The sequence below is a fragment of the Veillonella magna DSM 19857 genome (assembly GCF_000428745.1).
Lineage (GTDB): Bacteria > Bacillota > Negativicutes > Veillonellales > Veillonellaceae > Veillonella_A > Veillonella_A magna.
Map to the genome: position 1 here is coordinate 88,259 of NZ_AUAN01000010.1, position 7,592 is coordinate 95,850.

9 protein-coding genes, 2 tRNA genes, 2 rRNA genes and 1 riboswitch are annotated in these 7,592 nt (G+C 36.8%); of the genes, 5 read left to right on the forward strand and 8 right to left on the reverse strand.

Annotated elements, in window-relative coordinates:
- Nucleotides 1-4 precede the first annotated feature (4 nt).
- From G344_RS11920 to G344_RS0104965, 4 genes are all read right to left on the reverse strand, one after another.
- A complete protein-coding gene (locus tag G344_RS11920; protein WP_156886153.1) occupies nucleotides 5-148 on the reverse strand; it encodes a hypothetical protein in 144 nt (47 codons plus the stop codon).
- Nucleotides 149-737: 589 nt separating this feature from the next.
- A complete protein-coding gene (locus tag G344_RS0104955; protein ID WP_028255244.1) occupies nucleotides 738-971 on the reverse strand; it encodes a hypothetical protein in 234 nt (77 codons plus the stop codon).
- Between the two features lie 122 nt (nucleotides 972-1,093).
- Nucleotides 1,094-1,312 carry a hypothetical protein gene (locus G344_RS0104960; protein WP_028255245.1) on the reverse strand — a complete coding sequence of 73 codons (219 nt, stop codon included), beginning with the start codon at nucleotides 1,310-1,312 and terminating at the stop codon, nucleotides 1,094-1,096.
- 40 nt (nucleotides 1,313-1,352) lie between these two features.
- Complete coding sequence (locus G344_RS0104965; protein WP_028255246.1) at nucleotides 1,353-1,586, reverse strand: aminoacyl-tRNA hydrolase; 234 nt, start codon at nucleotides 1,584-1,586, stop codon at nucleotides 1,353-1,355.
- 174 nt (nucleotides 1,587-1,760) lie between these two features.
- Here G344_RS0104965 and G344_RS12050 point away from each other — a divergent pair, with 174 nt between their 5' ends.
- The 5 genes from G344_RS12050 (at nucleotide 1,761) to G344_RS0104995 (ending at nucleotide 6,227) form a co-directional block, all read left to right on the forward strand.
- Nucleotides 1,761-2,141 (forward strand): helix-turn-helix domain-containing protein, encoded by a 381-nt coding sequence (locus G344_RS12050; RefSeq protein WP_211219553.1) that lies wholly within the window; start codon nucleotides 1,761-1,763, stop codon nucleotides 2,139-2,141.
- 12 nt (nucleotides 2,142-2,153) lie between these two features.
- Nucleotides 2,154-2,591 (forward strand): ImmA/IrrE family metallo-endopeptidase, encoded by a 438-nt coding sequence (locus tag G344_RS0104980; RefSeq protein WP_028255247.1) that lies wholly within the window; start codon nucleotides 2,154-2,156, stop codon nucleotides 2,589-2,591.
- An 18-nt stretch (nucleotides 2,592-2,609) separates the two neighbouring features.
- Nucleotides 2,610-3,905, forward strand: coding sequence for an SAP domain-containing protein (locus G344_RS0104985; RefSeq protein ID WP_028255248.1), 1,296 nt, complete (start codon nucleotides 2,610-2,612; stop codon nucleotides 3,903-3,905).
- A gap of 114 nt (nucleotides 3,906-4,019) precedes the next feature.
- Nucleotides 4,020-5,006, forward strand: a complete 987-nt coding sequence (locus tag G344_RS0104990; protein WP_028255249.1) for a virulence RhuM family protein — start codon at nucleotides 4,020-4,022, stop codon at nucleotides 5,004-5,006.
- 135 nt (nucleotides 5,007-5,141) lie between these two features.
- Nucleotides 5,142-6,227, forward strand: a complete 1,086-nt coding sequence (locus tag G344_RS0104995; protein WP_028255250.1) for a tyrosine-type recombinase/integrase — start codon at nucleotides 5,142-5,144, stop codon at nucleotides 6,225-6,227.
- Nucleotides 6,228-6,709: 482 nt separating this feature from the next.
- A riboswitch (cobalamin riboswitch) is annotated at nucleotides 6,710-6,877 on the reverse strand.
- 92 nt (nucleotides 6,878-6,969) lie between these two features.
- Here the strand turns inward: G344_RS0104995 and G344_RS0105000 are convergent.
- The 4 genes from G344_RS0105000 to G344_RS0105020 all read right to left on the reverse strand — a co-directional run.
- Nucleotides 6,970-7,046: transfer RNA gene (locus G344_RS0105000), tRNA-Arg, on the reverse strand.
- A 12-nt stretch (nucleotides 7,047-7,058) separates the two neighbouring features.
- Nucleotides 7,059-7,134, reverse strand: a tRNA-Trp gene (locus G344_RS0105005).
- Nucleotides 7,135-7,248: 114 nt separating this feature from the next.
- Nucleotides 7,249-7,365 (reverse strand): 5S ribosomal RNA (rrf, locus tag G344_RS0105015).
- A gap of 93 nt (nucleotides 7,366-7,458) precedes the next feature.
- A 23S ribosomal RNA gene (locus G344_RS0105020) occupies nucleotides 7,459-7,592 on the reverse strand; the annotation flags it as partial.

A 7,592-nucleotide genomic window follows, 5' to 3' on the forward strand; every position in this document is an offset into this window, starting at 1 on the left:
CCTCTTACTTCCTAACTGAAAGAGTGCAATTACAGCCGTACTCTTTTTGTATTTTCACCAACTCTTTAATCCATTCTTTAAATTCATCAATGTCAAATGCTTTAAATGACATTTCTACATTCACTTCAAATTTTGGTTCCCAGTTCATTCTCTTACCTCCATCTAAATTACCTGTATCCTAATAGCATTAACACAACTTTTCCTAGGTTAAAAATTGTAATTAGTACGGCCACTGTTATAATCACGATGTTAATTCGAGTTATATACCGTGCGTCATGTAACCGTTCATCAACCGATGTGTATTCTTTCTTGAATAGCACTTCCCTAAATCTCTTTATATGTCGCTTAATTACCTTCAAATACTTTCCCCTCCTTCTTGTCACATAAGTTTGAAATGCAGTATATATAAAGACCATAGAAGAGCTAACGCAAACAATAGAGCCGTAATATCCGCCATGTTTACGTCCTTTTTAACTCTCGCCCACAATGACGGTCTATTATGCTGCACAATTCTGTAATCACCACAGTAAATCGCCATAAATCTATTCGTCATAATTCTTATTAATTCTTTTCCCGGGCATTTTTCTAAATTACAATTGTATTCTTTCTTTAATACCCAACAATCACATTTCGTTTTTAACTTTCCTCCACATGCTGTACAAAAGTTGCCTGCGCTTACTTCAGTACTACATGTGGGGCATTTTATTTTTTCGTTCATCTATTTGACATACCTCAAATTAAACTTGTCTACTTAACTTCTTTAAGAAATGAACAAAGCACACAATCCACTGATACGGAAAAACAGCGAGAAGTATAAAGATATACAGAGTTACTGTAATCGTGTATCTAACATCAGTAACTTGTGAGCCTAATAATATTAGAATTACCGATAAAATATTTCCAAAAACTGAAATATATACTAGCTTTTTAAGAGCCTCCTCTCCTTGAGGCCCTTTTTTATTACTTTCCATTATTATCACCTCCTTATACTATAATTGGACACAGAAAGGCTATGTTACTTAATGTGGTTAATTAGTATTATTATTACCATTGGCTGTACTGCTATAGCACATTTTGATGCAAGCCAAGTACATCAAGATTTTCTAATACAACAAAGCACATCCCAAAACAGTAACCCTACTACTAACAACCAGCCAAACGACGATAAATAATATCCGTAATCATTATGTGTAGTAGCCATCATTATTGATGTTGGCAATGCAACCACTAACTTCAATGCCGTTTTACAAACTATTAATTCTATCCTATTTAGAGCTGCATCATATTGTGGCTCTTTTTTATTACTCTCCATGTGATCACCTCCCTCAATTCATCTTTTTAGATTTTACGAACTATATTTCGTACAAAGGTGTAAAAAAAAGATAGTCGACTGTATCTTTAGAATTTAAAGCTCTTTGTATTAACTTAGCATCCCCAAGCGTGACCTGAGTGCGCCCAGCCAACTTATCTCTAAGTGTAGAATATGGTATTCCTGTACTCTCTGCTAATTTTCTTCTACTCATACGGAGTCTTCCTAGTTCTGCTTCTAAGTTAGGATAAAGTACATTATGCTTTTCTTCCATCATATTATCACCTCTTTTCATTTGTACGTTATTTCGTCCACAACATCATAATATATGACATTCTATTTTTAGTCAAGCGATAAATCGTACATTTTATTATTTAAATCGTTACGCATTGTTGATATTTCGTCCACCTTATAATATAATGGAGCCATAAAAGAAGGGAGGTGTAATTCTATGACCAGAGAAGAATTCTTACGAAATAAAATATTAGAAAAATATTCTCTTCGAGCTTTTGCCGATTTAATAGGTATGCCTCATACAACATTAAACTCTATTTTAAAAAATACTAATGGTGCTTCTGTTGCGAATTTAAAAAAGATTTGTAATGGTTTGGGTATTACTTTGGACTATCTTGCCAATTTTGATGATAATGCTAAGGAAATTTCAATATCAACACCTCCCAAGCCAAATGACCTAAATAAATTTCTTCAACAATCCCAAGTCATTTTTGATGGTGAAACCTATTCGCTTGATGATGAAGATAGAGAACTAATTATGAAGTCGCTTGAATTTGCTTTCACTGCGGCAAAGCAAGCTAATAAACGTAAAAAATAAGGGGCTATGTGAATGAAAAATATCAAATTACGAGTTGCTAATTTGGTAAAAAAATATGGAACGGCTAATCCGTTCCAGTTGGCCAGTGACCTAGGTATATTAATTTGTTATATGCCTCTTCCCTCGGGTATTCGGGGCTATCTCACTAGGCCGTTGCGAAAGAAGGTGATTATGCTTAATTCAAATTTATCAGAGCAGGAAGTTCCCATCGTGATTGCCCATGAATTAGGACATGCGATGATGCATTGTACGAAGCATTATGTATTTCATGCTGATTCAATTAATTTTGTTCACGCAAAAGAAGAATTTGAGGCTAATCTATTTGCACTATATCTTCTATCGCATTCGCATGATGTGGACCCTCGGTTGCTTGAAGCTGCGCCACGGAATAAGGATCTCATGACGTACCGTGAAGCGCATGAATTATTGTGTAGGTGTGTTACTGTTTAGGCAAAGGAGTTTATCCTTATGACTGATCAACTAAATCACGCCAATTCTAACAATCCATTTTTAGAGAAATGGTATCATAGAAATTGGTTTATTTATTCAGTATTACTACTTTCTTCTTTTATTCATTTTATCTCTATTTTCCTTATTCCTTTTCTACGTGGAAAAATCCGTTCCTATCAGCAACGATTAATTTATCTAGAATCACTGTACCAAAATAAAGAGATTTCAGATTCCTTGCTTTCATCTGCGCGAGAATCAGCAGATAAAATAATCCAAAACGCTGAGAATCAAGCTAAGCAAATGCTACTAAACGCATTCCTAGAAGCATCTGAAGTAAAAACTTCTGCCACCGCCGAAATCTCAGATTCCTCATCTTTACCTACAGACGATATTATCCCTGTTGAAAAGTTACAGGATATCAATACCGCTATTTTTCTTAATATGATTAAAAACCATCACGTGAACGGCCATTTTCCTAATTATTTTACTTATAAATTTGGTTTAAGATGGAAAAATCTCATTGAAAAAAATATTAATCTTGGATTATTAACCTTTAAGTCTCCAGAAGAATCTCTCAGAAATCTTACCGCTCAGGATCTCAAAGTACTTCTAAAGGCACATAATCTAAAATCCTCTGGATTAAAACATGAGCTTTTAAAACGAGCATCAACTCAACTACCTATTGATAGCCTAAAAGATCAATTACCGCAAATTTATACTCCTACCAAACAGGGAAAAGAACTCATCGAGAAGCATATGCCATATATCCAAAACGATGTTGATAACTATTTCTCAAAAGGCGAGCTTTACCAAATTATTAGCCGTCACGAGCTTTATCGTGTACATATTAATACCACCGACATAATTATAGAGGCTCTATCTTGTCGTATTGACTATTATTTGGAACATAAAGACTGGACTTCACTTTCATATGCATTGCACCGCATGGCCAGTCAATATTTAGCAAAAGAGGATTATAAACAATACTTTTACTTCTATTTCTCTTCTCTGTACATTAACATATCCGGTGCCACTAATAATGATTCAGTGATGAGGCTTAACCACTTGCGCTTAAACTCTTATTATATCCTTACTTTAGAGAACCTTATCTTAAAGAGTTCTTTTACCAATGAGCAAATCAAAACCTTATTTTTCGAATCCGCACAAAAAATGGATTCTCTTCTGCCTTTTTCCTATTTTACAGTCGATAGTGCCTATCAAATTTTTGTCAACTATCTTAATAAATCAATTGTTAACTTAGATTATTACGAGAATATTGCCAAACCATCTCCAAAACCTTTTTATGAAATTTAAAATTCCTGAGATCAATCATTGGAAAAGTTATTGAACTACGACGGCCTATATGAGATTTCTTTTATCATGTTATTGATAAAAAAGTACGTTACATATTTTTACTGGAGTACTAACATGGACAATATAATTATTTATAACACCGATGACGGAAATACGAATGTAAAATTATATGCATACGATGGTACTGTTTGGATGACTCAAGCACAAATTGCAGACTTGTTTCAAACTACTGTTCAAAATATTGGATATCATTTAAGGCAATGCTTTAAATCAAGCGAACTAGATATGGATTCAGTTGTAAAACATCATTTTATAACTGCAACAGATGGAAAAAATTACAAAACTGCATTCTATAATTTAGATGCTATTTTAGCTGTTGGGTTCCGCGTTCGTTCAAAGCGTGGAACTCAATTTAGAAAATGGGCAAATACCACTCTAAAAGAATATTTAAAAAAGGGGTTTGTAATTGATAGCGAACGTTTAAAAAATCCGGATGGACGACCCGATTATTTTGATGAGCTATTAGAGCAAATTAGGGATATTCGAGCAAGCGAAAAGAGGTTCTATCAAAAACTTAAAGATCTATTTGCTTTATCCTCTGATTATGACCCCACGGATACTGAAACTATTAAATTTTTTACAGAAACACAGAATAAGTTTTTGTATGGAGTGACCGGTAAAACTGCGGCTGATTTAATTATTGCCCGTGCTGATGCTACCTTGCCTAATATGGGACTAACATCTTGGCAAGGTGCAATCGTCAGAAAAAAAGATATTACAATCGCAAAGAACTATCTTTCGCGCGATGAAATAGATTCATTGAATAGGCTAGTAACTATTTTCTTAGAAAGTGCTGAATTTAGAGTAAAACAGAGAAAAGATTTAACGTTAAGCTATTGGCAAAACAATGTCAATAAATTACTTATAGACCATGATATTCCTCTCTTGCAAGGATATGGTCATACGTCTAAGAACTCTATGACTCATTACGTAGAAAATGAATATCTAAAATTTGATTCCAGAAGAAAGCAAAAAGAAGCCAAAGAAGAAGATTTAAAGGAGCTTATTGAAATCGAAAAGTCAATTACTAAAAAACCTTAAAATAAAAAATCCCCCACCCCGCTGCAACGGGATGAGGGAAACTCAATATCAGCACGGAGCTGTATACCAAGCCTAAGCAACTTATATTATACACGCTCCGGGCTTAGTTTGCCATACAAAGGAGCGTGATTTTTTATGGCACGATTAAAGAAACGTACCGATGGTCGCTACGCTGCCACGGCTATGATTAATGGTAAGAAGCATTTCTTCTACGGAAAAACAAAAGCCGAGGCGCAAGCTCATAGAGATAAGGCATTAAAGATACATGCTGTAGCCGGAAATTATGATGGCTCAATTACTCTAAACGAATGGGCCTCTGAATGGCTCTCCTTTAAACGCAGCCGAGTAACTGAATCCACATTAGCCAGTTATCGGCAAGTTATAAACCACTACATTCTCCCTTATCTTGGTACGGTCAAGTTATCTAAACTATCAGCCTTGAACATACGGAGGCTGCTTGATGTATTACGGGATACCGGTCTATCTCCCCGTATCCAAATCTACGCTTATACACTGGTAAAAGCAATGCTCACACAGGCCGTAAAGGATGAGCTCATATTGAAGAATGTGGCCATTAGCATCGAGAAGCCTAAGCATACCAAAGTGCGCCAGATGGTTACCTTATCCAAAGAAGAGATTAAGCAGTTTATGGCTGTAATTCCGTCAGGAATTCATCGTCGCCTCTTTGCACTCGCCTTTGCTACCGGGCTACGCCGTTCTGAACTACTAGGATTACGATGGTCAGATGTCAATTTTGCCAAAGGAACCATATCTATCCAACAAACTGTATTACGCATCGGCAACGATATCGTTATATCCCCCACAACGAAAAATAAGAGTTCTAAGCGCACACTTTCTATTCCTGCGACTGTTATATCTCAATTAAAGATACAACGCCTAGAAACGCAAAAATGGCGGTTAAAATCCAACGAATGGAACGACAACGACTTATGCTTTCCAAAACTTGACGGATCACCCATGTATCCTACCTATCTGTCACAGCTCTGCAAAAAATATGCTACATTGTCCGGATTTAAGGATTTTACCTTTCACGATATACGTCATACCCATGCAACGCTACTTATCGAAGCCGGTGTAAATTTCAAAGTAATCCAAGTCCGCCTCGGCCACTCATCATTTAAGGAAACGATGGATACATATTCTCATGTAACCCCTATAATGGAAGCTGATGTAATTGAGAAACTGGAAAGCATACTTTGACTACTTTTTGACTACTCCTTATTAAAAACTATAGGAAATTATGAGAAATTTCCATCATGAAGAATCCAGTAAAATAGCAGTTTTATGCGGTTTTCATGATGTCCTGGAAAAGACTTAGGATCTGGCGCCTTACGGCGTGGGGGTTCAAGTCCCTTCTTCCGCACCAAATAAAAGCACGAGTCAAATGACTCGTGCTTTTCTCATTATATAGTAAATAAAAAGACACAATTCTTATTATTCGTCGAGAATCGTGTCTTTTTATTTGTATTGCTTATGCAATTGAAGATGATGAAAATGTACGCCCATACATTATCATGACAATATATTAACACTTTCGTGATAATACCGAACGACTACATATTGGCTCGTCCCCGATATCTCCTTACAGCATTAATATATAAATCGTATGAACAAAAAAACCTTTTCATACGACACATACGAAAAGGATTCTATAATTCTCCTCCCTATCGCTCGTAGGTCAAATGGTGAACGATGAATGGGCAGTTCTCCTGACTTGGCTTCATAGCTCCTCCTGCCTTCCCAGTTACCCAGTGACATATCGGATTCGCTCTTCCTTACAGTGGCGGGACCGTGCCGGACTTTAACCGGCTTCTCTATTATGCTTACGCACCCATTCCCAAATATGTAATTGCGATGTTCTCTCAAGAACAATCATATAATATCATACTATATGTTAATCTGTCAAATAAAGTAAAAAGCCACACTCTCGTGTGGCTAACTTTGGTGACCCAGGAGGGATTCGAACCCCCGGCCTTTTGATTCGTAGTCAAACGCTCTATCCAGCTGAGCTACTGAGTCATATGTAATTGTTGGCAGGGGCAGTAGGACTTGAACCCACAACCAACGGTTTTGGAGACCGCTACTCTACCAATTGAGCTATACCCCTGTGTCTTAACGACTTAATCAGTATACCATGTATTGGCGACTGTGTCAAGTGCTTTTTTGTAGCAGCACCATTTTTTTCTTTAAGACCGATGACCCCATCGGTCTTAAAGAAGGGAATCAGCGACTTCCTATCCTCCCGGGCCGTCTCCAGCCAAGTACTTTCGGCGTTTACGAGCTTAACTACTGTGTTCGAGATGGGAACAGGTGGACCCTCGTAGCTATCGCCACTGAATCTGTCAGAGCTTGCACTCTGAAAACCGCATAGAAGCTATTGTATTTGTTTCACATTAGTCATTGTACTTTTGTACATCCTCTTCCTTACTTCTTAAGTAAAGCCCTCGATCTATTAGTACCAGTCAGCTCCAAGCCTCACAGCTCTTCCACATCTGGCCTATCAACCATGTCGTCTACATGGGATCTTACTAGCTTATGCTATGAGAAACCTCATCTCAAGGCTGG

Excerpts from the sequence above, each read along its gene's own strand:
- G344_RS12050 (WP_211219553.1), top strand. The coding sequence starts at position 1,761 with ATGACCAGAGAAGAATTCTTACGAAATAAAATATTAGAAAAATATTCT.
- G344_RS0104960 (WP_028255245.1), bottom strand. The coding sequence starts at position 1,312 with ATGGAGAGTAATAAAAAAGAGCCACAATATGATGCAGCTCTAAATAGG.
- G344_RS0104955 (WP_028255244.1), bottom strand. The coding sequence starts at position 971 with ATGGAAAGTAATAAAAAAGGGCCTCAAGGAGAGGAGGCTCTTAAAAAG.
- G344_RS0104990 (WP_028255249.1), top strand. The coding sequence starts at position 4,020 with ATGGACAATATAATTATTTATAACACCGATGACGGAAATACGAATGTA.
- G344_RS11920 (WP_156886153.1), bottom strand. The coding sequence starts at position 148 with ATGAACTGGGAACCAAAATTTGAAGTGAATGTAGAAATGTCATTTAAA.
- G344_RS0104980 (WP_028255247.1), top strand. The coding sequence starts at position 2,154 with ATGAAAAATATCAAATTACGAGTTGCTAATTTGGTAAAAAAATATGGA.
- G344_RS0104995 (WP_028255250.1), top strand. The coding sequence starts at position 5,142 with ATGGCACGATTAAAGAAACGTACCGATGGTCGCTACGCTGCCACGGCT.
- G344_RS0104965 (WP_028255246.1), bottom strand. The coding sequence starts at position 1,586 with ATGATGGAAGAAAAGCATAATGTACTTTATCCTAACTTAGAAGCAGAA.
- G344_RS0104985 (WP_028255248.1), top strand. The coding sequence starts at position 2,610 with ATGACTGATCAACTAAATCACGCCAATTCTAACAATCCATTTTTAGAG.